The organism is Streptomyces colwelliae (assembly GCF_048158785.1).
GTDB lineage: Bacteria > Actinomycetota > Actinomycetes > Streptomycetales > Streptomycetaceae > Streptomyces.
On sequence record NZ_JBLTJC010000031.1, the window covers coordinates 9,559 to 35,315 of the forward strand.

Sequence of the window (25,757 nt, forward strand, 5' to 3'; positions counted from 1 at the left end):
ATCATGGCGTCCAATTTCAAGCCACGATCTTGGCCGCTGTCGCCCCAGATCTTGTCCAGATCGCGGAACAGGCCGCGGCGGTCGCTCGGTCTGTTGGCCAGCCCATGAGAGGGCGCCCCCGGCAGAAGCCGTTGAACAACGGCCAGCCAACGTCTTGTTACAGCCTGTTGCCGATCAAGTACCCGCGATAGCCTGCCTGGTGCCTGTACGGCACAACCGGCGGCACGAGGGGGATCGTGGAGGGGCGCGACGCGCGAGGGCACTATGAGGAGTTGGCGGCCGAGTACAACGAGCATTGGGTCTACAGCCCAGACTACGTCCCCTGGATGTCAGGCCGGATCACTGAGGCACTGCGGCTCGGCCCCACGGACCGGATCGCCGACATCGGCTCCGGTACGGGCCTGTTCGCCAGGGAAGTGGCCAAGCAGCTCCAACCCCACCATCCCATTCTGTGCGTCGATCCTTCCGAAGCGATGCTCGGTCAGCTCGGGACGCCGCCTCCGGCCGACCTGACACCCGTCGTTGCGTCCGCCGAGGACATCGCCGAAGGACGTACACGACTGCCGTACGAGCAGCTCGATGCGATGTGGCTGAAGGAGTCGGTGCATCACGTGGCCGATCCGGCGCACACACTCCGCGGCCTCGCAGACCGGCTGGCGCCCGGAGGCCGGCTGCTGGTGGTGATGCTCCCGACCACCATCCAGTACCCGCTGTTCGAGGCGGCCCTCGCGCGCTTCGAGGAACTGCAACCGGACCCGGCCATTATCGAGGGCCACCTGCGAGCAGCCGGGCTGGAAGCCGGTCTCAGCCATGTCGATCACGAGCTGCGCATCGACCGGGACAAGTACCTCGGCATGGTGCGTGCCCGCTACATGTCCCTGCTCTCCACCTTCAGCAACAGCGAGATCGAGAAGGGCATCGAAGAGATGCGAGTCGCTCATCCGGAGCCCGTGCTGGTCTTCCCGGACCGGTTCGCGTTCGTCCTGGGCCGGCGAGATGGGGAGTCTGCGTGAGCACCATGGTCGATGAACGGCTGCGGCGCCTGCGGAGTGAACTCGATGACCACACACGGATCGCCGATCGGCTGGGGCTTGATCTGGAACGGCCGTTACGGTCCCTCAACGACGGCTATCCCGAGAACGCGGTCGCCCTGGTCGGCAAGCTGACCGAGAAGCTGCTCAAGGAACTGTGGCGCCACCACGAGGTCGAGGGCGACCCTTCGACGAAGGCCCTGAACGACCTGGTCAAGCGCTGCCGTCCGTACATCCGCAGCAGCACGGTTGTGGATGCGCTCGAAGACATTCGACGGCTCCGCAACCGGTCCACGCACGACGGGTACGACATCTGTGACGAGGACGGGCTGCTGGCGGTCCGCAGGCTCGTGGACGTGCTGGTCTGGTTCACCGACACCGGGAGTGCGGCACTTCTCGGCGGTGAGCCCGACATGGTGCCCGAGGTGGCGCGCCGTTGCGAGTTCCTTGCGGGGCTGTACGTCACCCTCGGCTACCGGCAGGCGAAGCGGTTCGTCCTCAGCCCGGACACCGTGTACCAGCTGTTCTGCCGCGAGTCGGGGATGCGGCTGGAATACGTGGAGTTGATGCTCTCCAGGGACGCCGACGACCTGAGTACCGTTCTTGCCGCCAGTGGCGGGGAGCTGTTGCGCACCCGGCTGCCCAAGCTCACCCGGTTTGTCGTCCTGGACAACGACGGCGGCGCGGGACCCGGCGCCCTGCATCACATGCTGGGGCTGGACTTCCGCATCGTGCGCTACGACGGCTTCGTCGACACCCTCGTCAATCTCGACACCCACCTCGCCGATCTCACCTCCGCCGCCAGCCCCGACGAGCCGAGGGCCGCTGTCGCTGCGGCGGCGCTGACCACCGATCCCCGTACCGGCGAGTCGAGGATGGAGCAGTCCACCGACGCGGCGCGGCTCCTGACACGCCTGGCGCACGGCAGTGCGAACGTCCTGGTCACCGGCCGTCCAGGGAGCGGCAAGAGCACGCTGCTGCGCTCGCTGGCCGTCAACCCGGAGATCCGCCGTTTCCGCTTCTACTTCGACCTCGGTCTCAAACCGAAGGGCGAACCGTTCTCCGAGTACGCGGCCCGCCTCCTCGCGCCGGCCATGGCCTCGGACCGATCGCGCGCCTACGAACTCTTTCTCTACCTCATCCGTTCCGGGACCGCACTGTGCGTGCTCGATGCCGTGGACGAGGGCGTCGAGGAGCCAAGCCCTGCCGGTTTCCTGCGTTTGTTCACGGATCTCGCGGCCGTGCTGTCCGCCGAATCGGCGGTGGTCATGAGTTCACGTGTGTCCTTCCTCGCGGACTCGCCCCAGATCCGTCAGCTGTTGGACAGCGGCGCGGGCCGCTCCGAGCAGCTGGTCGAGCAGATGTACGCGAACGGCGTCGACCCCTCACGCGTGCCGCACTTCCACGTCGTACGCCTGGCCGAACCCGAGGAAACCCCGCTCGAGAAGCGCCTCACCACAGCGCTCAACCTCCCCGCGGGGAAGCCGCTCGCGGACATCCTCGGCGCTCACATCACGCGGACGCTGGCCGAGCGCGGGCAGCCCGATCTGGAGCAGCAGCTGCCCGCCGCGTTTGGGCATGCTTTCCTCGCCGACCGCACCGTGTTCTCCCTCCTCGACCTACACCGGCAGCTGGGGGCCGACGCGTTCCAGGACGGACGCCTCCCTCGATCTCGATGCCTGCGTTCTTGCTCCGCTGCTGCGGCCCGCCGGGCCCGATCACGTCGCCCTCGTGCACACGGCATACCAGGAACTGTTGGCTGCCAGGTTCCTCTCCGAGCCCGCGAACCGGGACCTGGCAGCGGACCTTCCCGGTGGCGGCTTCCTCACCGAGCAGGTGCGTGCCTTCCTCGCCGGCATGCCCGGCGACCGGGAGATTGACGACTGCGTGCTGCCCGCGGGGGCGTACCTGGTTGGTCCGGCCGAACGGCTCCTGCTTCGCCGTGTCGAGCGGCCCGTACGCTTCGACCGCCACGCCGTGACCGTCGCCCGCTACTGCCGCTTCCTCGACGCCCTCGACGCGGACGGCACCTCGCAGTGGGACCACCCCGACCAGCCGGCCGACGTCGCACACCGCCCCTGGACCGACCGGCTGCGGCGGCCCGACTACTACGAGAATCCGCGCTATGACGCCCACCCTGCTATCTGCGTCAACTGGTGGAGTGCATACGCCTTCGCCGCCTTCGAGGGCAAACGGCTGCCGACTTCCCTCGAATGGGAAGCCGCCGCACGCGGCGCCGACGGACGCCTCTTCCCCTGGGGCGACATACCCGACAGCACCCGCGTCAACTGCGCCGACACATGGGTCGGCCGACCTGTCGTGACCTATCAGGCGTGGTACCGCGACTTCGCCGGCGACGCCGTCCGCCGGGCCGGCGCGACGCCCGTCGACAAACGGCCGGGCAACCGCTCCCCGTTCGGCGTCGTCGACATGGTGGGCAACTGCTGGGAATGGACGTCCACCAGCCTGGACGACCCCGGCGAGGCCGTCATCTGCGGCGGCAGCTACGACAACCCGATGCGTGCGGTGCAGACCAGCAGCAAGGGCATCTACCGCAAGCGCGGCGGGAGCAACGCAGTCGGCTTCCGGTGCGTGCAGGACCTCGACACCTCCGGGACACAGGAGGCGACGGAATGAGCATCAGCGGGCCGCGTCACGGAGCCATTGTCGACAGGCGTCCCAGTGGCGGCGGACTGAGCGGTGCGCTCGGCTCCTATGTCGTCCGGGACGACGAGGACGAGCGGTACTACAGCTTCGACTACCGGCAGATCGTGACCGAGGGGTTCCGCACCATCCGCACGGGCGAACGCGTCCGCTTCCACCTCAGCGCCGAAAGCCCCGACCGGGCGGAGTTCGTCATCCGCCTCAACCAGCCCGACCCGGCCGAGTTCTACCGGTGACCACCCACGGATCTCCGGCGCTCGAAAACGTCACAGGGGCACGCCAGGAGCTGACCATCGTCCTGCCGGTACGGCTGCTGAGCGTCCCCCGCTGGCCGGAAGGTCCCTTCCCGTTCGAGCTGGGAAATCGCCGGACCGACGCCCAGACCCGGTCCACCTACTTCGCCCCCGCCTCCGCCCGCGCACTGTACGGGGCACCCGGACGGCCGCGACGCTGGCACCTGCCGCTGGACGTCAAACACGACGGGCTGCACCTGCTGGGCCTGGAACTTCTCCGCGCGGCCACCGCCCGCAATCCCGAACACTCCCTCGCCGTCCTGCACTTGAGCGTGGAAACACCGCTACTGCCCATACTGCGGTCCCTGGCCGGGCGGCGGCCAAACCCCGCCGACGACCTGCTCACGCCGAGCCCCGCTGACGTGCTGCTCACCGGGCCCTTCGACCCGGCCGGCCTTCTCGCCGGCATTGCCGACGTCCGTGACCCCGATACACCGTTCGCCATCGCCCAGCCCTACACCATCGCCTTCATGACTCCCACGGCGCGCGACACTTCCGCCCTCCGAGCCGGCCTCGAAGGAGCACTGCCCGCAACTGCGGACCGCTGGCTGTGGCAACTGGCGTCACGCTCCACACCGGAGGACTTCCCCCTGCCACCGGAGACCGCCGGAAAACAGCTCAAGGACGTCGTAAGAATCTCGGCGGACTGGAGCGCCCTGGTGCTGCGTCGAGGGGCCGCCTTCCTCGGCCACCGGCCCGACACCGGTGCGGGCGACTTCTTCGAATTCGGCGCACTGCACTCGCGAACCGTCTACCTCGACGCACTGCTCCTCGGCTCACTCCAACGCGACCACATCGACGAACTCACCGACGAACTCACCGAGGTGTTCAACTCCCCACAGCTGGCACGCCGCGTCGCCACACTGGAGCGCAACATCGCCGTCTTCCGCAGCACCTACTGGCGACAACACCTCACCGCACACGGCACGGCCAACGACCTGCTGCTCGCCTTCCAGAACCAGCACCGGCTACCCGCGCGCTTCGACGAAATCCTGGCCGAAGCAGCCGACTACAGCAGGCTCGTACAGACCCAGGACAGCCAGCAGATCAGCGGAGCCCTCGGCGTCCTCACCATCCTCGGCCTACCACTCGGCACCGCCCTCAGCATCCTGCAAGTCCTCGACGACCACTCCACGGCACACCTGCTCGTCTCGCTCGCACTGTCGATCGCTGCCACAGCCGCAGCCCTCACTACGCGGTACGGGCTCCTGGTTCTGTCATCGCTGCGGGGCGGGGGTGGCAGGGCGTAGGACACCACGACCGGCGGCCGTATCAACAGCAGGTCCGTCGTACGGGACCGGGTCAGACGAGGTTCTGGTCCGGAGGTCGGTTCCGCCAATCCCAACTGGTGCACGCCGGGCACAGCGAAAGCCGTCTTCCCGACTCCGGGCACCCTGTCGATCACTCGAGCTGGCAGGAAGCCACCGGCTCCTGCGCGGCACGCACCGAGCGCACGAGCAACTCCGTCCAACTCAGGACAGTCCGGAGCCTCCATCAGTCAGCGGCTCACATCTCCGATGTGGCTTCCTGTCTAGGACATCGTTTACTACGATCACTGCAAAAGCGTGAGCACCGCCTTCCGCGGTGGAGGAGATGCACGCGCGTGACCAAGTCCAACGCGGGGGACATCGATCATGATGGGGCGGGGCTGACGCTGGATGGCATTGAACCGCGAGGTCCATCAGGGCCGCTACGGTGAGGTGTTCGTCCAGGCCGTCGTCACCGCCGCCGGGATGACCGCCCAGAAGGTACTCGAAGACGACTACCTGATGGACTTCGTCGTCGGGCACCCCGGACCGCTTGGCCTGCTCAAGAACCCTATGATCGGCGTGCAAGTCAAGTGCACCCGGAAGGCAAGGGTGGGCCGCTCAACCATCACCCACACCCTGAAGAGCAAGTACTACAACGAACTTGCGAAGCCGGCCTCCGAATTTGCGATTCCTCTGTTCTTGGTGGTCGTCCTGGTGCCTGATGATGCCGATGCCTGGATGGACGCATCGGATGAGCGGTTGGCTCTGCACCAAGCCGCCTACTGGACGTGCCTCCATGGCGAGCCGCAGCGTCACGACCTGGAGAAGGACTCACCAGTCGCGGTGTCAGTGCCGCGTGAGAACCTGCTCAGCAAAGATGCTCTTGTGCAGATGTTCGCTCTGGCGGATCGCCTGCGCATGCAGGGGCGGGGGGTGCCGGTCCAATGACGCAGAAACAACTACCGGAGCAAGCTCTGCGGTCCCTGAGCCCTGAGCTCCTCCGACGCTACCTCGACGCACAGGGCTGGTATCTCGCCGACGACCAGCAGCGCGCTGAGGTCTGGGCGACACAGTTGACGGACGGCGTCATGGATGTCCTGCTGCCCAAAGACCCGCGCCTCGCCGACTACGTACGGCAGTTGCGCTATCTGTTCGACACCTTGGCCATCATCGAAGATCGAGAGCCGTCATCGATCCTCCGAGACATCGGGCAGGCCCAGACGGATGTGCACTATGTGCGGCTCCTGCCCGAGGGACTCGCCTCGGGCACGGTTTGGCTTCCCGAAGGAAGCCGGGCTGTGGCCAGTCTGAGGGATCTGTTCGTCAGTGCCACGTACCGAGCCACCACCTGGCTAGAAAACCAGCAGCCGCGGCCAGTTGAGCCTGGCCGTAAGCCGAATCAGGTGTATGAGTTCCTCAGCCGCCGTGTCCTTCTGGGGCTGCCCCAGCCTGGCAGCTACATCCTGACTGCTGAAGTACCGCTCAATAGTGGAGTGCCCGAGCAGCTGCCCCTCGACGCCCAGGGCCGCTACGGCGGGACTCCTCTCGCCCGGCGAGTCTCCACGGCTTTCTACGAAGGTGCTGCTGCCGCGCATGCTGCAGCCGAACATGCAGTGATCAACCCAGGTGACCTTTCGGTCTTCGCTGAGCATGCCGAACGCGGTCTATCGGCGAACGTCTGTGAAGCGCTAGCTGAGCTCTCCTCCCATGGGAAGGTGCCCTTCGAGCTACGGGCCGCGTGGGCGAGCAGCTTGCCGATGGAGCAGCCTTCGGGGATCCTCCGGTTCCAACCCGACCTCATTGGGCAACTACAGCTTGGTGCGGAGTACCTTCGCGATCGCTTCGGGCGGCAGGGGGTGTCCGTGCGGGGGTTCGTGACCAAGATGGAGCGGGGAGCCACCACCGGGCCGGGTTCGGTGATTCTTTTGGGTCGGCCAGACGACCAGCCCACTAGTCGCGCCATGAGGGTCCACGTCGAGCTGGCCGCTGACGACTACGACCGAGTGGGCCGAGCTCATTTGGACGGGCAGGAAGTGCTGGTCCAGGGCGATCTGGAGCGGTTCGGTAATCGCTGGAACCTCGTCCGCGTTCAGAGCTGCACTGTCGAAGAGATCCGTGACTGAGTCGCCTCAACGTCCGTAATTCCCGCAGCACCCTGCCGTCGCCATCCAGTAGAGATTACTGTTGATCACGGTACGTATATGGCAGGGAGGCGGCATGCCCATCGGCGGAGTCGGCGACGGCAGACCACAGCCTGTGGCCCCCGGCGTCTATCCAGTTGGGGTAAAGCTGGAAGAGCTGACTCCAGGAGCGTGCATCAGCGGCCTCAGCGCTTCCGGCCCCGTCACCGTGGTACGAGCGGACTGGCGCGGCAGCAGCGCGATGGAGGTCGTCTACCGAGACGATTCCGGCACCTTCGGCAGCGTGTTTCTGTACCGAGAACACGAGGCGAACCTCACCCTGCACGCGCCCACCGCCCGCACCGGATTCACAGGCGATCCCTCCGCCTTCCGTCTAGCTGCCGAAGCCCTACGGCTCCGCATGGCGGGACTCTTCGACCCCATGCTGGCCATCACCACCTCCGACCTCGAGCCGCTGCCTCACCAGATCCGCGCTGTCTACGGCGAGCTGCTGCCGCGTACCCCGCTACGTTTCCTGCTCGCAGACGACCCGGGCGCCGGCAAGACCATCATGGCCGGTCTGTACGTGAAGGAATTGCTGCTCCGCGGTGACCTGGAGCGCTGCCTGATCGTCGCCCCCGGCTCACTGGTCGAGCAGTGGCAAGACGAACTGCTCGGCAAGTTCGGACTGCGGTTCGAACTGCTCACGCGTTCTCTCGTCGACTCGACTCCGGACAGCAGTGTCTTCGAGCACCACCCCCGGCTGATTGCCCGCATGGACCAGCTGTCGCGATCAGAGGAGCTCCTGGAGCAGCTCCACGATTCGGACTGGGACCTGGTGGTCGTGGACGAGGCCCACCGGATGTCTGCACGCTGGTTCGGCAACGAGCTCAAGACCACCCGGAGATACCAGCTCGGGCAGTTGCTGGGCCGCATCGCCCGTCACCTGCTCCTCATGACCGCAACCCCGCACGCCGGCAAGGAAGACGACTTCCAACTCTTCCTCGCCCTGCTCGACTCTGACCGATTCGAGGGCAAGTACCGCGAAGGAGTCCACACGCTCGACACGGGTGGCCTCATGCGTCGCATGGTCAAGGAGGACCTGCTGACCTTCGAGGGCAAGCCTCTCTTCCCCGAGCGCCGCGCCTACACCGTTCCGTACGAACTGTCGCCTGCTGAGCACGAGTTGTACGAGGCTGTCACTCAGTACGTCCGCAACGAAATGAACCGCGCAGACAGGCTTCGGGCGGCTGGCGACGGGCGCCGGGGAAACACCGTCGGCTTCGCCCTCACCGTTCTCCAACGTCGTCTGGCTTCCAGCCCCGAGGCGATCCTCCGATCCCTGCAGCGGCGCCGTGAACGCCTGGTTCGTCGCCATCAAGAGATGCTGGCGGGTCCCACCGGGCGCACCCGATCGGAAGACCCTGAGCTCACCCGTCGTCTGAGCGCCATGAACGGCGATGACGACTGGCAGGAACGTCTCGACGACCTGGATGGCAACGAACTCGAAGAACTGGAAGAGGAAGTCCTGGACGCGGCCACCGCGGCGCGGACCGCCGCCGAGCTCACGGTCGAGATCAACCAGCTTGGTGAACTGGTCCGGCTAGCCTCACAGGTCCGACTCTCCGGCACCGACCGCAAGTGGAGCGAGCTGCGCAACCTGCTGCAGGATCGGGACGAGATCCGCGATAACGACGGCAATCCTCGCAAGATCATCATCTTTACCGAACACCGGGACACCCTCAACTATCTCGTGGAGCGCATCCGCAGTTTGCTCGGCCAGAACGAGGCGGTCCAGCTGATTCACGGAGGCGTACGGCGCGAGGAGCGCCGCCGAGTCCAGGAGCTGTTCACCCAAGAACGCGATGTCCGTGTCCTCGTGGCCACGGACGCCGCTGGCGAGGGCCTCAACCTGCAGCGCGCCCACCTGATGGTCAACTACGACCTGCCATGGAACCCCAATCGGATCGAGCAGCGCTTCGGCCGCATCCACCGAATCGGCCAGACCGAGGTGTGCCACCTGTGGAATCTCGTCGCCGCCGACACCCGTGAGGGCGCCGTCTTCCAACGCCTCCTGGACAAGATCGAACACCAGCGTCGCGCCTACCGTGGCCAGATCTTCGACGTGCTTGGTGAAGCCTTCGAGGAGCAGCCATTGCATCGGCTGCTCATGGAAGCTGTCCGCTATGGCGATCAGCCCGAAGTTCGGGCCCGCCTGGACGAGGTCATTGACAGCACAGTCGGCGAAGGGCTCGACGAACTGCTCGCGGAGCGGGCCCTCCACAGCGATCTGCTGGGCGAAACCGAGGTGGCCGAGACCCGGCTGCGGCTGGAAGAGGCTCGTGCGCGACGGCTTCAGCCTCACTATGTCGAGGCATTCTTCCGGGCGGCCTTCACAGAACTCGGCGGTCGGCTGGCGAAGCGGGAGGCCGGCCGGTTTGAGATCACGAATGTGCCGACCGTGCTGCTGAACCGTTCGCCGCACCGTGGGCTGGCGGCCCCGGTGCTGCGTCGGTACGAGCGAATCGTTTTCGACCGGGAGCTGATCCGCCGACAGGGCCGCGCGGAGGCGGCCCTGCTTGCGCCGGGCCATCCGCTGATGGATGCAGTCGTGGATGCCACGGTCGAGCGGCACGCAGCCGTACTCAAGGCCGGCAGTGTCCTCATCGACCGCGCCGATCCTGGCCAGACCCCGCGCCTGCTCGTCGCACTCACACAGGAGATCACCGACGGACGTCCTCGCTCGAGAGTCGTCAGCAAGCGCTTCGACTTCGTGGAACTCACCTCCGACGGCTCGGCGACCCCTGCCGGCCCTGCCCCCTACCTGGACTACGACCCTCCAACCGAGGAGGAAGCAGACCTGGTGGCGGAGGAAGCCGCCCGGTTCGCCGGACAGCCCTGGCTGGCCGACGGGATGGAGGAGACGGCCATCGCCTGGGCCGCTGACCATGCGGTCCACGACCATCTGCGGTCTGTACGAGATCGGGTCGTTCCGGAGATCCAGCGCACCCGTGAACAGGTGCGACAGCGCCTCACTCAAGAGATCGACTTCTGGTACGCCCGCCATCTTGAGCTCCTCGATGCGCAGAGCCAGGGACGCAAGCTGAAGCTGCGCCCCGAGACCGCGCTGCGCCGCGCGAGCGACCTGGAGGAACGGCTGAAGCGACGGCTGCGCGAACTGGATCTCGACGAACGACTCCTGCCTCGTCCGCCTCGCGTGGCGGGTGGGGCGCTGGTGCTGCCCCAGGGGCTTGTCGATCGCCTACTCGGTCGACGACTTGACTCCGCGGCGGTCACTGCTGCTGTGCGAGACACAGCTGCCGTCGAACGCCGAGCCGTCATGGCAGTGATCGACGCCGAACAGCGCCTTGGCCGCCAGCCCGAAGAGATGCCACCCAACAACAAGGGCTTCGACCTGCGGTCCTGGACTGCAGACGGCAGCGGCCTGCTGAACTTGGAGGTCAAGGGCCGGATCGCCGGAGCCCAGGACTTCACGATCACCCGCAACGAGGTGCTGCACGCCAAAAACGTCGGCGATCAGTATCGCCTTGCCCTGGTGTCGGTTTCCCCCGACGGGCCGGAGTACGACGAGGTGCGGTATCTGACCCGGCCGTTCCGCGAGACGAGTACAGACGACTTCAATGTGACCAAGTTCGTCTTCCACTGGAAGCGCATGTGGGAACAGGGTGCGCACCCTCACTGACGCGTGTCGCACCAGAGGCAGGAGCTGTATAAGCCGAAGGGAGAACGCTTGTCACCGGCACACGCCATACTTGACGACTGAGCTGTTCGTTCTACGGAACGTCTCCAGCCACCCAGCACTACCCGCCTTGCCCGAAGAGAAGAGCGCCCTGCATGACGACCACGCCCAAGCGTAAACTGATCGAGGTTGCGCTGCCGCTGGAAGCGATCAACCGCGAATCCGCGCGAGAGAAGTCCATCCGGCACGGGCACCCGTCGACGCTTCACCTGTGGTGGGCCCGTCGCCCGCTCGCCGCGTGCCGAGCGGTGCTCTTCGCCCAACTTGTGGACGACCCTTCCTCGCACCCAGACAAGTTCCCGACGGAGGAAGCGGTTGCTGCCGAGCGTCAGCGGCTGTTCCGCCTCATTGAACGCCTTGTGGTGTGGGAGAACACCACGGACGATGCACTACTGCGCGAGGCCCATGAGGAGATCCTTAAGTCCACAGATGGCAACCCCCCTGCCATCCTGGACCCATTCGCGGGCGGCGGCTCGATTCCGCTCGAAGCTCAGCGTCTGGGCTTGGAGGCCCACGCCTCGGACCTCAATCCCGTCCCAGTGTTGATCAATAAGGCCCTGATTGAGATCCCTCCGAAGTGGGCTGGCCAGCCGCCGGTATTCCCAGGAGCTGCTGAGGAGAAGCTGAGCAAGGACGGCCAGGCCGAAGGGATGTGGCCGAAGGCCACGGGCCTGGCGGAGGACGTACTCCGCTACGGAAAGCGGATGCGCAACGAGGCAGAGAAGCGAATTGGCCATCTGTACCCAAAGGCTAAGCTTGAAGACGGCAGCCCGGCGAACATCATCGCTTGGCTCTGGGCGCGGACAGTCCAGTGTCCGAACCCCGCGTGCGGCATCGAGATGCCTCTGACTAAGTCTTGGTGGCTTGGAAAGAAAAAAGGTCAAGAAGCGTACGTCGTGCATCGCGTGGAGAACGGGCGTGTCGTCTTCGGCGTTGGCCACGACATCAAGCAGGTTCCCAGAGAAGACACGGATGGAACGGTGCAGCGCACCGGCATCACATGTATCGGATGCGGTGACACTACTCCGCTCTCGTATGTGCGCACGGAAGGCAAGGCAGGCCGTATCGGCCAGCAACTCATGGCCATTGCTGCAGAAGGAAAGCGCGGTCGAACCTACCTACCACCAAACAGGGAACACGAAAAAGCCGCAGACATCCCGTGTCCAGATGGTGTCCCGGACACAGAGATTCCTCATAACCCCCGCTATCTGACTACGCCGAATTACGGCATGACACACCACGTCGATCTCTTCACCCATCGCCAGCTGGAGACCCTGAGAGTCTTCAGCGACCTCGTTCGCAACCTTCAGGAATCGATCGCGGCGGACGCCGAGGCCGCAGGTTTGTCCAACCAGAAAGCGGCAGAATATGCTCGAGATATCTGCCTCTACGAAGGTCTAGCATTCAGTCGCACAACAGATCTAAACAACTCACTAGTTACTTGGTCGAACAGTCGTAACCAAGCTCGGAATCTCTTCTCCCGTCAAGCCATCCCGATGGCATGGGATTTCGCGGAAGTGTATCCATTCGCTAACGCGGCAGGTGACGTCAATATCTCTGTCGCCACCGTAGCGAAGTCGGTGCGGAATCTGCCCGCAACTCCGGCGGGGTTTTCGCAAAAAGCAGACGCGGCCGAGCGATCTTATGCCGATGTCGCCATCTCGACCGACCCTCCATATTATGACAATATCGGATACGCGGATCTAGCCGACTTCTTCTACGTGTGGCTCCGCAAGTCCGTGGGACGCTTCTTCCCTGACGTGACGAGCACCATGCTCACGCCGAAGGGCGCCGAGCTGGTCGCTGACCCAATGCGCTTTGAAGGCAGCAAGGAAAAAGCCGAATCCCACTTCGAAAGCGGATTCATCGAGGTGTTTTCCCGGGTTCGCCAAGCAGGCGGGGAAGGGATTCCGGTCACAATCTTTTACGCCTTCAAACAAGCGGAGAGCGAGGAAGACGGCGTCGCGTCAACCGGTTGGGAGACGCTGCTGGCTGGACTCATCGAAGCTGGCTTCCGAATTACTGGAACCTGGCCTATGCGCACCGAGAGGGCAGGCCGGTCACGGGATAACGCAAGCAATGCATTGGCCTCCTCGATCGTTCTCGCTTGTCGACCGCGTCCAGAAAATTCCGAGATGGTCACTCGACCTACGTTCCTTGATGCCCTCAAGGAAGAGATGCCAGAGAAACTCAATGAGCTGCAGCAGGGCGCCATCGCCCCAGTGGACCTGGCACAAGCGGCCATCGGCCCCGGGATGGCCGTCTTCTCTCGATACGCCCAAGTGCTCGAACCGGACGGGAAGCCGATGAGTGTGCGTACTGCACTCATTCTCATCAACCAGATCCTGGACGAAGTGCTGTCCGAGCAAGAAGGCGACTTCGACTCCGACACCCGATTTTGCGTCCAGTGGTTCAAGAACTTCGGCTGGACCGAGGGCTCCTTCGGCGATGCCGACAACCTTGCCCGTGGCCGCAACACCTCCGTCGAGGGCGTCCAACGCGGTGGTGTCTTCCGAGCCGTCGCCGGCAAGGCAAAACTCCTGCCCTTCTCTGAGCTGCCCTCCGATTGGCATCCAGAGACCGACGAGCGCATCAGCCTCTGGGAGGTCGTCCTGCACCTCGCGAAGGCTCTGGACGAAGAGGGCGGGGACGCCGCAGCCCGCCTCATGGCAGCCGCCCGCGCCCGCGTCGACATGGACGTGGCCCAGGAGCTGGCATATCTACTTTTCGCCATCTGCGAGAAGCACGGACTCACTCAGGACGCGATCCTCTTCAACGGCCTCGGTCAGTCCTGGTCCGATCTGACCGCTGCTGCGCGCAAGCAGGCGGCCTCCGCTCCGAAGCTGATTCAGGACGGGTTCACGTTCGACGAGGAGTAGCAGCTGCGGGCCGTTGCACCATAGACATCAGCACCGAAGGACAGAGGACGGGGACGAGGACAGGCGATGGCAATCAGCAACCGGGACCGCGTGAATCGCGGGTTCGAACTGTTGGCGCAGGGACTGGAGCCCTTCGTCGACGAGATCATGACAGCCGCCACGCCCGACGGGGGCGACTGGATCAAGGTCCTCGAGGCCCGCGATACCCAGAAGTTCGGAACGAACCGGGTCTACGCCAAGTCCGACCCAGCTGTGCTCCTCAAGGTCATCACCGAGGAGTGGCGAGCCGGGTTCAGGGACAAGCTCTCCCGCGGTGAGCAGTCCATCGCCTCCCTCCTCCGCGATCACCGCAACAAGTGGGCGCACAACGAGCGGTACAGCCCCGAAGATGCCGCGCACGTGCTCGACTTGGTCGAGCGGCTACTGACGTCGGCCGGCGACACCGAGCGGGCAGCAGCTGCCCGTAAGGAGAAGCAGAACCTGCTGCGGGCCATGTACGAGACGGAGACCCGCGAGGCGGTGAAGGAGTCGGCTCGCGCAGCGGTGGGTGTCCCCGGCTTGGTCAGGGGGCAGAGCATCAAGCCCTGGCGCGAGATCATCCGCCCACACCGCGATGTGGCCTCCGGAAACTACGCCTCCGCTGAGTTCGCCGCCGACCTGGACGGCGTGAAGCGTAACGAGAGCAGCGAGGAATACACCGACCCTGTCCGGTTCTTCGAGCGTACCTACCTCACCGAGGGACTGCGTGACCTCCTCACCCGGGCAGCTCGACGGCTCTCCGGTGACTCCAACGCCAGCCCCGTCATCAACCTCCAGACCAACTTCGGTGGGGGCAAGACCCACTCGATGCTGGCGTTGTACCACCTGGCCTCCGGAACCCCGCTCGCCGATTTCCCGCAGGAACTCCACGACTTGATTGCGGACTCCGGTGTCGCCTGGGACTCCGTAGGTCAAGTGAAGCGAGTCACGCTTGTCGGCAATCGGATCAGGCCGGCCAAGGGGGACCTCAAGGGCGACGGCACCCACGTCAACACGCTCTGGGGCGAGCTCGCCTGGCAACTCGGCGGCCGGGAAGCGTACGACCGAATCGCGGAGGACGACGAAGCCGGCACCAACCCCGGGCGAGCGCTGCAGGAGTTGATCGCCGACTACGGCCCCTGCCTCATCCTCATCGACGAATGGGTCGCCTATGCACGTGAGTTGTATGGCAAGGATGACCTGCCCGCCGGCACCTTCGACAGCCAGTTCACGTTCGCCCAGACCCTGACCGAATCGGTCAAGGCGGTCCCCGGCGCGCTTCTGATCGTCTCTATTCCGGCATCGCACAAGGCAGACGGCAGCGACACAGACTCGACCGGCGCCAGTGATCTGGAGATCGGTGGTCTGCATGGTCAGGCCGCCCTCAAACGGCTGCAGAATGTCGTGCGGCGCGTGGCCGACCCTTGGCAGCCAGCCACCGCCCAGGAGTCCTTCGAGATCGTCCGACGTCGACTCTTCGAAGCGCCCGACGCCGATGGCAAAGTTGAAATCGCCGCTGTGGCAAGACAGTTCGTCGAGTTCTACCGCTCGAAGCAGGGCGAGTTCCCCCGCGAATGCTCCGAGCCAGCGTACGAGGACCGGATCAAGGCTGCCTACCCGATACACCCCGAGCTCTTCGACCGCCTCTACAAGGACTGGTCGACCTTGGAACGGTTCCAGCGCACCCGCGGTGTCCTGCGCATGATGAGCACCGTCGTCCACGCGCTGTGGGCAGCCAACGACCCAGGGCCCCTCATCATGCCCGGCTCGATCCCACTCCAGGATGCAAAGGTCGTCAGCGAGCTCAACCAGTACCTCGACGACGAGTGGAAGGTCATCATCTCCACTGACGTCGACGGAGAAGGGTCCGTCCCCGTCCGGATCGACGAGGAGCGCACCACCTTCGGCCAGCGGCGGCTCACCCGCCGGCTCGCCCGCACGGTGTACTTCGGCTCGGCGCCCACCCTGCGCAGCGATCACAAGGGCATCGACCGCCAATACGTGTGGCTGGGTACGGCCGTACCCGGCGACACGATCGGGAATTTCGGCTCCGCGCTCGACTTGCTCAGTCAGCGCACCACGTTCTTCTACCCGGAAAGCGGGCGCTACTACTACAGCACCCAGGCGTCCATCACGCGCCATGTTCAGGATGCTGCAGAGGCGCTGCGCGACCGTCCCGAGGAAGTCTGGGCGGAGATCGCCGACCGCCTCAACCGGACCCAGAGGCAGCCCTCCGGGGACTTCGCTCGGGTTCACACTGCCCCGGACGGCACCGCGGACGTGCCGGACCTGGAAGAGGCCCGGCTGGTCCTGCTGCACCCCAAGTTCTTCCACAGCAAGGGGGAAAAGGACACCAAGGCACTGGAGTTCGTCAAGAAGTGCCTCAAGCAGCGCGGCACTGCCACGCGGGTGAACGTTAACCAGCTGGCGTTTCTCGCCCCTGATGATCGGCGCCTCGAGGAGCTCGAAGACGCCGTACGCGATTACCTTGCATGGAAGGACGCGTACGCGAAACGAGGGGAAGCCGGACTGAACCTCACAGCCCAGCAGGCTGGCCTCGCCGAGAGCCGTTGCGCCCAAGCGGATGAGACGGTCAACCTGAGGATCGCGGGTACGTACACCTGGCTGATCGTGCCGAAGCAACCACAGGGCGACAAGGAATACGTACTCAGTCCGATCCGCTGCGAAGGCAGCGAAGACAGGCTCGCCGTACGGGCTTCCAAGGTGCTGGTAAGCGCAGGGCAGTTCACCACGGTGTTCGGTGCCCTCAACATCCGGCTGGATCTCAACTCCCACTTGCGGCCGGTCTGGGAGTCCGGGCACGTCTCGCTCGGTGCACTGTGGAACTACTACCGCAAGCACCCCTACTTGATGCGCCTTCGGGACCGGTCCGTACTTGAACAGGCTGTGCTGTCCGTCCTGTCGGAGGGAATCACCTGGGAAGCCGAGGGATTCGCGCTCGCCGAGGGATACGACGAAGCAAGCGGCACCTACGTCGGTCTCTCTCTGCCCATGCAGGATTCCTTCGGTCTGCCAACCGACGCCACTTTGCTCGTTAAGCCCGAGCAGGCGAACGAGCAGCGGGAAAGAGATCTGGCCGAGGCGGCTCGTAGAACAGCGGAACGTGAGGCCGCTGCGCGGGCAGCCAGCGATTCGCCGACAGCCGATGACGCCGACACCTCCAGTGAAGGCAGCTCCGCCGATGTCTCCACGACGCAAGCGACTCCGCCTGCTCCGGAGCCGGAGCCGATCCGAAACGTCCGTTTCTTCGGCTCATATCCAGTGGATGCAGAGCGCAGCGGTCGTGACTTCGCGAAGTTCGTCGAGGAGATCCTTCCGCACCTGCGGTCCGCTCCTGGGGCCGAGGTACGTATCCGCCTGGAGATCGAGGCGCACAGCAAGGACGGCTACTCGGACGACAAGGTCCGAGTCGTCACCGAAAATGCCCGCACCCTGAAGTTCGAGCAGTACGGCTTTGAGGACGAATAGTCCAGACGATGCGCTCGGCGGCCTCGGGTCTTGGACCCGCGGTCGTCGAGCACACGGCTCTCTGTCCAGTCGCCAATGACGGGCGAGATAGCGGCTGCTACGGGAGCGCGCTCGACTCATGGCTGGTCAGCACTTTGGCCAGCCGCTCTTCGAATGAGCTCCCCTCGACACGCTGCTTCTCTGGGCCTACGAACTGCCGCCACCGCGACGGATGTCTCGGCGTGCCGGCGACCATCCAGACCTTTCGTAGACCACGGGCGTCCACGTGCGTACGCACCCACGCAGCCTGCTCCTTGAGGAGTCTTCCCACGACACCGGTGATCCTCCCGGTACCCCAGGCGAACAGAACCTCATCAGCCCCCTCGATCGCCTCGGACAGCTGCTGACGGGACCTTTCGAGGTCCTCCTCCGTCACGACGAGGCTGGCCAGCTGTGTCTGGTCCTTGGACTGGAGATCGATCAGATTGGCCAGTCTCAGCTCGGCGCAGCCGATCAGTGGTAGCGCGGCAAGCAGATTGCGGTGCGAGATCGTCTCCGCTGCGGGACGCAGGGGCGGGTTGAGCAAGATCGCGCACAACATCCGCTGATCGGCTCCGGAAACAGCGACCGGCGCGGTCATCACACCTCTATCGGGGGCAGTCTTCAGCCGGACGACTGCCGACTCCTGATGGTACGACGCCCACCGATTGCGCAGGTCGGCGAGTTCTGGAACGCCGCTGATGAGCGGGTACCAGTAGCCCCTGAGGGCCTCCGTGGTAGCGAACGTCCGCGACGTACGGAGGTATTCGATCTATCGGAGTTCGTCGGCGAGGCGATCACTGGTCGGGTCGGACCAGGGCTTAGCGGCTGTAGACATGTTGGCGGCGAGGATGCCGAAGTCGGCTTCTAGGTAGAGGCCGTTCAAACTCCGTTGCGGGTGAAGATCCCATCGGCGGGAAGGTCGCCGACGGCCAGTTCCATGCGGTCGTGGATGGACTCGACGTGACGCTCGATGTCGTCATAAAGCAGCTCGACGAACTCCGTGGCGTCGGCGCCGCGGGAGGTGTCGAGGAGGATCTGTTTGAGTTCGCCGGTCAGCAGCTTCTGGCCGAGCGGCGGGGGCATGCCCTCGGCGATGACCTTCTTGGCCTGACGGCGGGCCACGGCGGTCTGGGCGTCGTACGCGCGAACTTCGCGGCGTTCACGCCACGCTTGCTGCGTTTGATGCGGAACTTGACGGAGTTCAGGCGGCGTTCGGGCATGACCGTGTGGGTCAGCTCGTAGTCGGCTGGGGTGGTCATGGTGCGGGCGAGGCACTGTTGTCGGCGGCGTCGATGTCGCGCAGCAGGGTGTCGAGCATGATCGGCGCGGCTCCTCAGACGAAGTGGATCGGCGCGGTCGACTGGGCGATGTCTGCCGGGTTGAAGCCGCCGGGGATGTGAGCGGCCGCGGCGACGCCGTGCCACAGCAGGGCCGCCCCGGCGCGAGTGCTGGTCGGGGCGAAGGGGACCGCGGCGAGCAGGACGCCGGTGAAGGTGGCGCGGCCGCCGGTGGCGGCCTTGTCCCACGGTCCGTAGAGGCCGGTGGCGGTGACCCTGCCAAGCGGGATGCCGGGCGAGGAAGGTGTTGCGCGGCTGGAGGAGGCTGCTGGGCTTGTAGTGCGTGCCGCTGGTGCACAGGGCGACGTCGAGGATGACGGTGAGTGGGCTGTCGAGTCCGTGCCGGGAGGCGAGCCAGGGGCGGTCGGCGGCGGTGGACTCGGAGTAGGTGATCGGCTGGAGATCCACGCCGGGTTCCTTCGGGCAGGCCGGGTAAGTGGCGATTCCGTAGGGTCACCGGGCTGTGCCGTCGTCCGCTGGTGGGGTGGTGAGGCGCGGTCCCCGTGGGGCGTCAGGTGTTGTTCCCGACAACTCGCGCCGCCTGGAGCACCGTGCCCGCCTCGCCGGACTGCAAGATGCGCCACCCGCAATACTTCTCCGACCGCTGAGACCCACCGGTAGAGCTGTCCGGCCTGCCGCCGATCCGGTTCCACGACGACCGCCACGAGGCCGAGGGCCCGGCGCTGGCCGCCGACGCCGCGCTGAAAGTAGTGCACGCGATTCTCGGGCACTCCTCGACGCGCATAGCGACCCACACATGCCAGACGGATGCTGACCAGCATGCACACCGCGAAGGCTTCAGCCTGCTTAGACCTCATCACCACATACTCGGAGAAAGAAACCGAAGGCGGATGAACCGGACCCACGCTGGCCCCAGATCGGGCCCCATCTGGCCACTTCGGGGCCCAATCAACAAGTGGTCTAGACCGGTACCCGCTCAAGGGAACGAGGAAAGGCCAGGTCAGAAGCTATATGACCTGGCCTTCGAAGGAGCCCCCTGTCGGATTCGAACCGACGACCTACGCATTACAAGTGCGTTGCTCTGGCCAACTGAGCTAAGGAGGCCTGCGCGATACGTGCTGCGTGCCCGGGACGCGCGCGATCACGTGCCCGTGCAGTGTACCCAGGTCCCCGCCACCCCCTGTCGAAAATTTCCTCGAAGTTCACATGGGCTCAGGTACTGACAGACCAGGCAAACGCCAGGTACCGTCCTGACCCAGTTCACTCGCGTGGACTACACCACCACCTTCCTACAACGGATCGTCCGGCACGTTCCTGCCGGTAGAAGGGGGCCCTTCACCATGGCCACTGTTTCGTTCGACAAGGCGACCCGGATCTACCCGGGCACCGAGAAGCCCGCCGTTGACGGTCTGGAGATCGAGGTCGGGGACGGCGAGTTCCTCGTCCTCGTCGGTCCCTCCGGCTGTGGCAAGTCCACCTCGCTCCGCATGCTCGCGGGGCTCGAGGACGTCAACGCCGGCGCCATCCGCATCGGTGACCGCGACGTCACGCACCTGCCGCCGAAGGACCGGGACATCGCCATGGTGTTCCAGAACTACGCGCTGTACCCGCACATGACGGTCGCCGACAACATGGGCTTCGCGCTCAAGATCGCCGGCGTCAACAAGGCCGAGATCCGCCAGAAGGTGGAGGACGCGGCGAAGATCCTCGACCTCACGGACTACCTCGGCCGCAAGCCGAAGGCGCTCTCCGGCGGTCAGCGCCAGCGTGTCGCGATGGGCCGCGCCATCGTGCGTGAGCCCCAGGTCTTCCTCATGGACGAGCCGCTGTCGAACCTCGACGCCAAGCTCCGTGTCTCGACCCGTACGCAGATCGCCTCGCTCCAGCGCCGCCTCGGCATCACCACCGTCTACGTCACCCACGACCAGGTCGAGGCCATGACTATGGGCGACCGGGTGGCGGTGCTCAAGGACGGTCTGCTCCAGCAGGTCGACTCGCCCCGCAACATGTACGACCGTCCCAAGAACCTCTTCGTCGCCGGCTTCATCGGCTCCCCCGCCATGAACCTGATCGAGGTCCCGATCACCGACGGCGGCGTGAAGTTCGGCAACTCGGTCGTCCCGGTCAACCGCGAGGCCCTCAAGGCCGCGTCCGACAAGGGTGACCGCACGGTGACCGTCGGCGTCCGCCCCGAGCACTTCGACATCGAGGAGCACAACGGCGAGGCCGCGAAGTCCCTCACGAAGGACTCCGAGGACGCCCCGGCCGGTCTCGCCGTCTCCGTGAACGTCGTCGAGGAACTGGGCGCGGACGGCTACGTCTACGGCAGCGCCAAGGTCGACGACAACCTCAAGGACCTGGTCGTCCGCGTCAGCGGCCGCTCGGTGCCGGAGAAGGGCTCCACGCTCCACGTGGTCCCGCGTCCGGGCGAGATCCACGTGTTCTCGACCTCCACGGGCGAGCGCCTCACCGACTGACCAGATCCCACTGACCGATCAGGTCCCACTGACCGATCAGGTCTCACCAGCTGATCAGATCTCACCGGCTGATCAAACGTTCGACGACAGGGCCCCGCGGTTCGCCGCGGGGCCCTGTCCGTTGCGCATCGCCGCCGGACCACGCCCGGCCCTGTCGACAAATACCCCGGCAGACCCGTCATTTCGAGCAGTGTTCGTCAACGCCCTACCCAATTCGAGGCACCAATCCATCCCCCGAATTGGTGACTAAATGTCGCCAAATCATTACCGGACGCTACCCTCACACGCGTGAAGCACTCCAATAACCAACAGCCGCGACGCGGCCGGGGCCCCGCCCGCCGGGTCGGCCGCACCCTCGCCCTCGTCCTGCCCGTCATGATGGTGCTCTCCGGGACCCTCGCGGTCACCCGGGTCAACTGGTCGGGCAGCCCCTCCAGCTCGATGCTCACCGCCACGGACGTCACGGCGGCCGGAGCCTCCTCACGGGCCGCCGCACGCGCCCCGCAGGACATCCTGCGCGACCAGCTCATGACCGAGCTCCAGGACAAGAACCCCGGCGTCGTCCTGACCCACCTCCAGGAGGCGGTGAACGGCCACCCGTCGCTCTCCACGCACTGCACCTCCATCGCCCGCGCACTGGGCCGCGCCGCGGTCCGTATCTACGGCGCCGCACGCGCCCAGTCCTACGCCCGCCCCGTGTGCGACACCGCGTTCGCCTCCGGGGTCATGGCCGCGCACAGCTGACCGGAGCCGGCGCCCGGAGTAGGAGGTCGGTAACGGCTGATTAAGGAACGGTTGCAGCCGAAAGACACGGTGGGGCCGCCACGTACAGTTCGGGTCATGACCGATCCGAACGCCACGTCGCGCCCCACCCAAGCCGTGATCCTGGCCGGTGGCCAGGGATCCCGGCTGCGCCCGTACACCGACGACCGGCCCAAGCCGATGGTCGAGATCCCCGGCACGGGGACGCCGATCATCGGCCACCAGCTCGTCTGGCTCGCCGAGGAGGGCGTGACCGACGTGGTGGTCAGCTGCGGGCATCTCGCGGAGGTGCTCCAGGACTGGCTGAAGACGGCCGACCTGCCGGTCGAGGTGACCACGGTCGTCGAGACGGAGCCCCTGGGCCGCGGCGGCGGCCTCAAGTACGCCGCCGCGCACCTGCCCCGCCCGGACAGCGCCTGGTACGCCACCAACGGCGACATCTGGACCCGCTTCTCGCTGCGCGACATGGCCGACTTCCACGCCGAGCGCGACGCCGTCGCCACGATCGCGCTGGCCCGGCCGCGGATCCCTTGGGGGGCCGTGCAGACCGACGGCTTCGGGCGCGTCACGGACTTCATCGAGTCGCCGCCGACGCAGTACGCGATCAACGCGGGGGTGTACGTCTTCTCGCCCGAATTCGCTGGGTTGTTGCCGGAGCGGGGGGATCACGAGCGGACGACGTTCCCTCACCTTGCTCGTGAGCGGCGGTTGGCCGGGTTCCCGATTCCTCAAGGGGCTTACTGGCGGGCCATCGATACCGCGAAGGACCTCAGGGAAGCCGCCAAGGAGCTTGCTGCGCTAGGGCGTTGACGGTCAGTCAGGTTGTGCTTCGAGTGCCGGTCCGCTGTGGCTGGTCGCGCGGTTCCCCGCGCCCCTGGGGTAACTAAGAGGGCCTGCACTGAAAAGTGCAGGCCCTCTCTCTCTGTGTGTCAGCCGGTGGGCGACTGCTTCAACAAGCCGCCCACCGGCCCAGTTACCCCAACAGGCCGCCCACCAGGCCCGGCTGGCCGGAGGAGGATGAACCCCCGGTGCTGGAGCCGCCGCTGGAGCCGGTGCCGCCGCTGGTGCCACCGCTGGACGTGGGTCCTGAGGTGGTGCTGGGGGCCTGGCCGGCCGGGGAGGACTGCTGGGGCTGGGTACGGCCCGCGGTGCCCTGGGTCTGGCTGGGGGCGCCGCTGGTGGCCGTACCGGAGGAGGAGCGGGTCGCGCCCGGGGTCGTCGCGGCGCCCGAGGGCTTGGCCGAAGGCGCTTGCCGGGACGGCGACTTGGACGCCTCGGGGCTGCTGCTGCGGCTCTTGGTCGGTTCGCCGGGGAGCGGGGTGCCCGGCAGTTCGTTGCGCGGGGCCTCGCCGGGGCCGGGGACGACCACGCGGCTGGAGTCGCGGACCGCGCCGCCGAGCAGCGAGCCGACGAGCAGGGTGAGGCCGATGGAGACGGCCGTGATGAGGGCGCCGCGGCGCAGGACGTAGCGGCGCAGCTCCCAGATGTCGGCGCGGGGTCCGAGGCGGCGCCAGGCGCTGCCCGCGAGGCGGCCGTCGATGGAGTAGACGGGGGCGCCCGCGATGATCAGCGGGGACCAGGCGGCGAGATAGATGATGTCGGGCGCGTCGTAGGCCGGGACGGTCTTCCAGCTGACCGTGACGATCAGTGCCGCCGAGAGCAGCGCGCCGAAGACCGCGGCGACCCGCTGCCACAGGCCGAGGATCGTGAGGACGCCCACGATGACCTGGGCGAAGGCGATGACGAGCCCGGAGCCGACCGGGTGCTGGAGCGCGAACTGCCGTAGGGGCTCGGCGACTTCCCACGGGTGCAGGGTGTTGAGCCACTTGACCATGGAGCCGCGTTTGCCGCCGTCGAAGTAGACGGGGTCGCACAGCTTGCCCATGCCCGCGTAGATGGAGATGAAGCCGAGGAAGATACGGAGCGGGAGGAGGACGACCCCGAGGTTCATGCGGCGGCCGGGGTAATAGGCGTGCCGTACGGGCTCGTTGGGGTTGCGTCTGGTGCGGCGCTCGCTCTCCGTGCCCTCGAAGTCCTCGAACTCCGGGTCCCCGTAGGCGGGTTCGTCGTAGGCGGGTTCGTCGTAGGCGCTGCCCACCGTCCGCATGGGCGGCAGGAGTCGGGTCTCGCCGGTGTCGTGATCGCCGCCGCGCTGGGCGCCGACGACCGGGGTCTCGATGGTCTGCGCGGTCAGGTCGTCGTCGTAACCGCCGCTGTCGATACGGGGGATGACCTGCGTGGCTCCGGCGTCGCCGGCCGGTTCGTCGCCGTGGCGGACGCCCGTGCCGCGCACGGCCTGGAGCAGCCGGTGGGCGCCGGTGTCGTCCGGGGCGGACTTGCCGCTCCAGACGACGGGCCGGCGGCGCGCGCCGGCGGCGGGGATCCGGCCGGGGACCTCGGTGGCGCTCAGGTGCCGTGCGATCCGCGGCGACGGGGGACGCGACGAGGCGCCCAACTGCACGCGGAAGCTCGCATGATTGACGATGATCTGCGCCGGATCGCTCGGCACCTTCACCATGCTCAGCGCGGGAGCGTCGTCGAAGCCCGACGGGCCGTCCCCCGTGGGTGTGCGGGGTGTTCTGGTGTCCACACTCATCTAACCGAGTGACGTGTGTTTAGGACACTGCTTTGACTCGCCGGAAGTGTCCGGACCGCGTCAAGCGTGTGCCCGGCGCCCAGATTGCCCCGAGTGGGGGACGGTGCCGAACGTCCGTTCAGGAACGCTTGCGGGCCGCCTCGTAGAGCACAATTCCCGCCGCCACACCGGCGTTGAGGGATTCCCCACCGCCGGGCATCGGGATCCGGACCCTGAAGTCGCAGGTCTCGCCCACGAGTCGGGACAGGCCCTTGCCCTCGCTGCCGACCACGATGACCACCGGGCCTTCCAGCGCGGCGAGTTCACCGACTTCGGTGTCACCGTCGGCCGCGAGACCGACGATCGCGAGGCCCGCCTTCTTGTACGCCTCGAGGGCGCGCGTCAGGTTGGTGGCGCGGGCGACGGGCGTACGCGCGGCGGCGCCGGCCGACGTCTTCCAGGCACCGGCCGTCATCCCGGCCGCGCGCCGCTCGGGCACGAGGACACCGTGCCCGCCGAAGGCGGAGGCCGAGCGGACGATCGCGCCGAGGTTGCGCGGGTCGGTCACCCCGTCGAGGGCGACGATCAGCGGGTCCTCGCCCTTGTCGTAGGCCGCGTTGGCGAGGTCCTCGGCGTGCGCGTACTCGTACGCCGGGACCTGGAGGACCATGCCCTGGTGGTTGAGGCCGTTCGTCATGCGGTCCAGCTCGGGGCGGGGGGCCTCCATGAGGTGGACGCCGCCGCGCTCGGCGACGAGCTGGAGCGCCTCGCGGACCCGCTCGTCGTTGTCGATGAACTGCTGGACGTAGAGCGTGACCGCCGGGACGCCCTCGCGCAGCGCCTCCACGACCGGGTTGCGGCCGACGACCATCTCGGAGGTGCCCTTGCCGCCGCGCCCGCGCGGCGCGGGACGGCGCTGGACCTGCTTGGCCTTGGCGTTGGCGACGCGGTTCTTCTTGTGGCCCTTGCGCGCCTCGGCGGGCGGGGTGGGGCCCTTGCCTTCGAGGCCCCTGCGCCGCTGGCCGCCACTGCCGACCTGCGCGCCCTTCTTGCCGGACATGCGGCGGTTGTTGGCTGCCATGACCTACCTGTCTGTGTGACCCGTCTGGGGGTGTGGTGC

The 25,757-nt window shown here is 66.4% G+C and carries 18 protein-coding genes and 1 tRNA gene; 14 read left to right on the forward strand and 5 right to left on the reverse strand.

What is annotated here, in order from left to right; translation table 11 throughout:
- Positions 1-236 precede the first annotated feature (236 nt).
- The 10 genes from ACNFOC_RS09540 (at position 237) to ACNFOC_RS09585 (ending at position 17,504) form a co-directional block, all read left to right on the forward strand.
- The gene (locus tag ACNFOC_RS09540) at positions 237-1,013 is read left to right on the forward strand and encodes a class I SAM-dependent methyltransferase (protein WP_416958633.1); all 777 of its coding nucleotides are present in this window, start codon (positions 237-239) and stop codon (positions 1,011-1,013) included.
- Entirely contained in the window at positions 1,010-2,911 is a 1,902-nt protein-coding gene (locus tag ACNFOC_RS09545; protein WP_416958635.1) for a hypothetical protein, read from the forward strand. The genes ACNFOC_RS09540 and ACNFOC_RS09545 overlap by 4 nt, the downstream gene beginning before the upstream one ends.
- Positions 2,889-3,668 carry a formylglycine-generating enzyme family protein gene (locus tag ACNFOC_RS09550; RefSeq protein WP_416958636.1) on the forward strand — a complete coding sequence of 260 codons (780 nt, stop codon included), beginning with the start codon at positions 2,889-2,891 and terminating at the stop codon, positions 3,666-3,668. The genes ACNFOC_RS09545 and ACNFOC_RS09550 overlap by 23 nt, the downstream gene beginning before the upstream one ends.
- Positions 3,665-3,931, forward strand: a complete 267-nt coding sequence (locus tag ACNFOC_RS09555; protein ID WP_416958638.1) for a hypothetical protein — start codon at positions 3,665-3,667, stop codon at positions 3,929-3,931. The genes ACNFOC_RS09550 and ACNFOC_RS09555 overlap by 4 nt, the downstream gene beginning before the upstream one ends.
- Positions 3,928-5,238, forward strand: a complete 1,311-nt coding sequence (locus tag ACNFOC_RS09560) for a hypothetical protein (RefSeq protein ID WP_416958640.1) — start codon at positions 3,928-3,930, stop codon at positions 5,236-5,238. Before ACNFOC_RS09555 ends, ACNFOC_RS09560 begins: the two co-directional genes overlap by 4 nt.
- 408 nt (positions 5,239-5,646) lie before the next feature.
- Positions 5,647-6,186 carry a DUF4365 domain-containing protein gene (locus ACNFOC_RS09565; protein WP_416958642.1) on the forward strand — a complete coding sequence of 180 codons (540 nt, stop codon included), beginning with the start codon at positions 5,647-5,649 and terminating at the stop codon, positions 6,184-6,186.
- Positions 6,183-7,361, forward strand: coding sequence for a hypothetical protein (locus ACNFOC_RS09570; RefSeq protein ID WP_416958644.1), 1,179 nt, complete (start codon positions 6,183-6,185; stop codon positions 7,359-7,361). The genes ACNFOC_RS09565 and ACNFOC_RS09570 overlap by 4 nt, the downstream gene beginning before the upstream one ends.
- Before the next feature lie 94 nt (positions 7,362-7,455).
- Complete coding sequence (locus ACNFOC_RS09575) at positions 7,456-11,061, forward strand: helicase-related protein (RefSeq protein WP_416958646.1); 3,606 nt, start codon at positions 7,456-7,458, stop codon at positions 11,059-11,061.
- A 152-nt stretch (positions 11,062-11,213) separates the two neighbouring features.
- On the forward strand, positions 11,214-13,997 hold the full coding sequence (locus tag ACNFOC_RS09580; RefSeq protein ID WP_416958648.1) for a DUF1156 domain-containing protein: 2,784 nt from the start codon (positions 11,214-11,216) through the stop codon (positions 13,995-13,997).
- Between the two features lie 66 nt (positions 13,998-14,063).
- Positions 14,064-17,504, forward strand: coding sequence for a Swt1 family HEPN domain-containing protein (locus ACNFOC_RS09585; RefSeq protein ID WP_416958650.1), 3,441 nt, complete (start codon positions 14,064-14,066; stop codon positions 17,502-17,504).
- A gap of 97 nt (positions 17,505-17,601) precedes the next feature.
- On the opposite strand, the gene ACNFOC_RS09590 is transcribed toward ACNFOC_RS09585, so the two are convergent.
- Together ACNFOC_RS09590 and ACNFOC_RS09595 are read right to left on the reverse strand one after the other, a co-directional pair.
- Positions 17,602-18,123: a DUF1643 domain-containing protein gene (locus ACNFOC_RS09590; RefSeq protein WP_416958652.1), complete on the reverse strand. Its 522-nt coding sequence runs from the start codon at positions 18,121-18,123 to the stop codon at positions 17,602-17,604.
- A 281-nt stretch (positions 18,124-18,404) separates the two neighbouring features.
- Positions 18,405-18,647 carry a hypothetical protein gene (locus tag ACNFOC_RS09595; protein WP_416958654.1) on the reverse strand — a complete coding sequence of 81 codons (243 nt, stop codon included), beginning with the start codon at positions 18,645-18,647 and terminating at the stop codon, positions 18,405-18,407.
- 104 nt (positions 18,648-18,751) lie between these two features.
- On the opposite strand from ACNFOC_RS09595, the gene ACNFOC_RS09600 reads away from it, so the two are divergent.
- On the forward strand, positions 18,752-18,925 hold the full coding sequence (locus ACNFOC_RS09600) for a hypothetical protein (protein ID WP_416958683.1): 174 nt from the start codon (positions 18,752-18,754) through the stop codon (positions 18,923-18,925).
- Between the two features lie 928 nt (positions 18,926-19,853).
- Here ACNFOC_RS09600 and ACNFOC_RS09610 read toward each other — a convergent pair.
- Positions 19,854-19,927: transfer RNA gene (locus ACNFOC_RS09610), tRNA-Thr, on the reverse strand.
- Positions 19,928-20,163: 236 nt separating this feature from the next.
- Here ACNFOC_RS09610 and ACNFOC_RS09615 point away from each other — a divergent pair.
- The 3 genes from ACNFOC_RS09615 to ACNFOC_RS09625 all read left to right on the forward strand — a co-directional run bounded on the left by ACNFOC_RS09615 (position 20,164) and on the right by ACNFOC_RS09625 (position 22,872).
- The gene (locus ACNFOC_RS09615; RefSeq protein ID WP_026151261.1) at positions 20,164-21,300 is read left to right on the forward strand and encodes an ABC transporter ATP-binding protein; all 1,137 of its coding nucleotides are present in this window, start codon (positions 20,164-20,166) and stop codon (positions 21,298-21,300) included.
- 288 nt (positions 21,301-21,588) lie between these two features.
- Positions 21,589-22,044, forward strand: a complete 456-nt coding sequence (locus ACNFOC_RS09620; RefSeq protein WP_416958658.1) for a hypothetical protein — start codon at positions 21,589-21,591, stop codon at positions 22,042-22,044.
- A 96-nt stretch (positions 22,045-22,140) separates the two neighbouring features.
- On the forward strand, positions 22,141-22,872 hold the full coding sequence (locus tag ACNFOC_RS09625) for a nucleotidyltransferase family protein (protein ID WP_416958660.1): 732 nt from the start codon (positions 22,141-22,143) through the stop codon (positions 22,870-22,872).
- A 163-nt stretch (positions 22,873-23,035) separates the two neighbouring features.
- Here the strand turns inward: ACNFOC_RS09625 and ACNFOC_RS09630 are convergent, their stop codons facing one another.
- Together ACNFOC_RS09630 and rlmB are read right to left on the reverse strand one after the other, a co-directional pair.
- Positions 23,036-24,658 (reverse strand): DoxX family protein, encoded by a 1,623-nt coding sequence (locus ACNFOC_RS09630; RefSeq protein WP_416958662.1) that lies wholly within the window; start codon positions 24,656-24,658, stop codon positions 23,036-23,038.
- Between the two features lie 118 nt (positions 24,659-24,776).
- Positions 24,777-25,718, reverse strand: coding sequence for a 23S rRNA (guanosine(2251)-2'-O)-methyltransferase RlmB (gene rlmB / locus ACNFOC_RS09635; RefSeq protein ID WP_416958664.1), 942 nt, complete (start codon positions 25,716-25,718; stop codon positions 24,777-24,779).
- Positions 25,719-25,757 lie beyond the last annotated feature (39 nt).

Bases quoted from the DNA above. Each gene is read 5' to 3' on its own strand.
- ACNFOC_RS09570 (WP_416958644.1), top strand. From the start codon at position 6,183: ATGACGCAGAAACAACTACCGGAGCAAGCTCTGCGGTCCCTGAGCCCT.
- ACNFOC_RS09580 (WP_416958648.1), top strand. From the start codon at position 11,214: ATGACGACCACGCCCAAGCGTAAACTGATCGAGGTTGCGCTGCCGCTG.
- ACNFOC_RS09615 (WP_026151261.1), top strand. From the start codon at position 20,164: ATGGCCACTGTTTCGTTCGACAAGGCGACCCGGATCTACCCGGGCACC.
- ACNFOC_RS09575 (WP_416958646.1), top strand. From the start codon at position 7,456: ATGCCCATCGGCGGAGTCGGCGACGGCAGACCACAGCCTGTGGCCCCC.
- ACNFOC_RS09630 (WP_416958662.1), bottom strand. From the start codon at position 24,658: ATGAGTGTGGACACCAGAACACCCCGCACACCCACGGGGGACGGCCCG.
- rlmB (WP_416958664.1), bottom strand. From the start codon at position 25,718: ATGGCAGCCAACAACCGCCGCATGTCCGGCAAGAAGGGCGCGCAGGTC.
- ACNFOC_RS09550 (WP_416958636.1), top strand. From the start codon at position 2,889: ATGCCCGGCGACCGGGAGATTGACGACTGCGTGCTGCCCGCGGGGGCG.
- ACNFOC_RS09625 (WP_416958660.1), top strand. From the start codon at position 22,141: ATGACCGATCCGAACGCCACGTCGCGCCCCACCCAAGCCGTGATCCTG.
- ACNFOC_RS09585 (WP_416958650.1), top strand. From the start codon at position 14,064: ATGGCAATCAGCAACCGGGACCGCGTGAATCGCGGGTTCGAACTGTTG.
- ACNFOC_RS09590 (WP_416958652.1), bottom strand. From the start codon at position 18,123: ATGACCGCGCCGGTCGCTGTTTCCGGAGCCGATCAGCGGATGTTGTGC.
- ACNFOC_RS09555 (WP_416958638.1), top strand. From the start codon at position 3,665: ATGAGCATCAGCGGGCCGCGTCACGGAGCCATTGTCGACAGGCGTCCC.
- ACNFOC_RS09565 (WP_416958642.1), top strand. From the start codon at position 5,647: ATGGCATTGAACCGCGAGGTCCATCAGGGCCGCTACGGTGAGGTGTTC.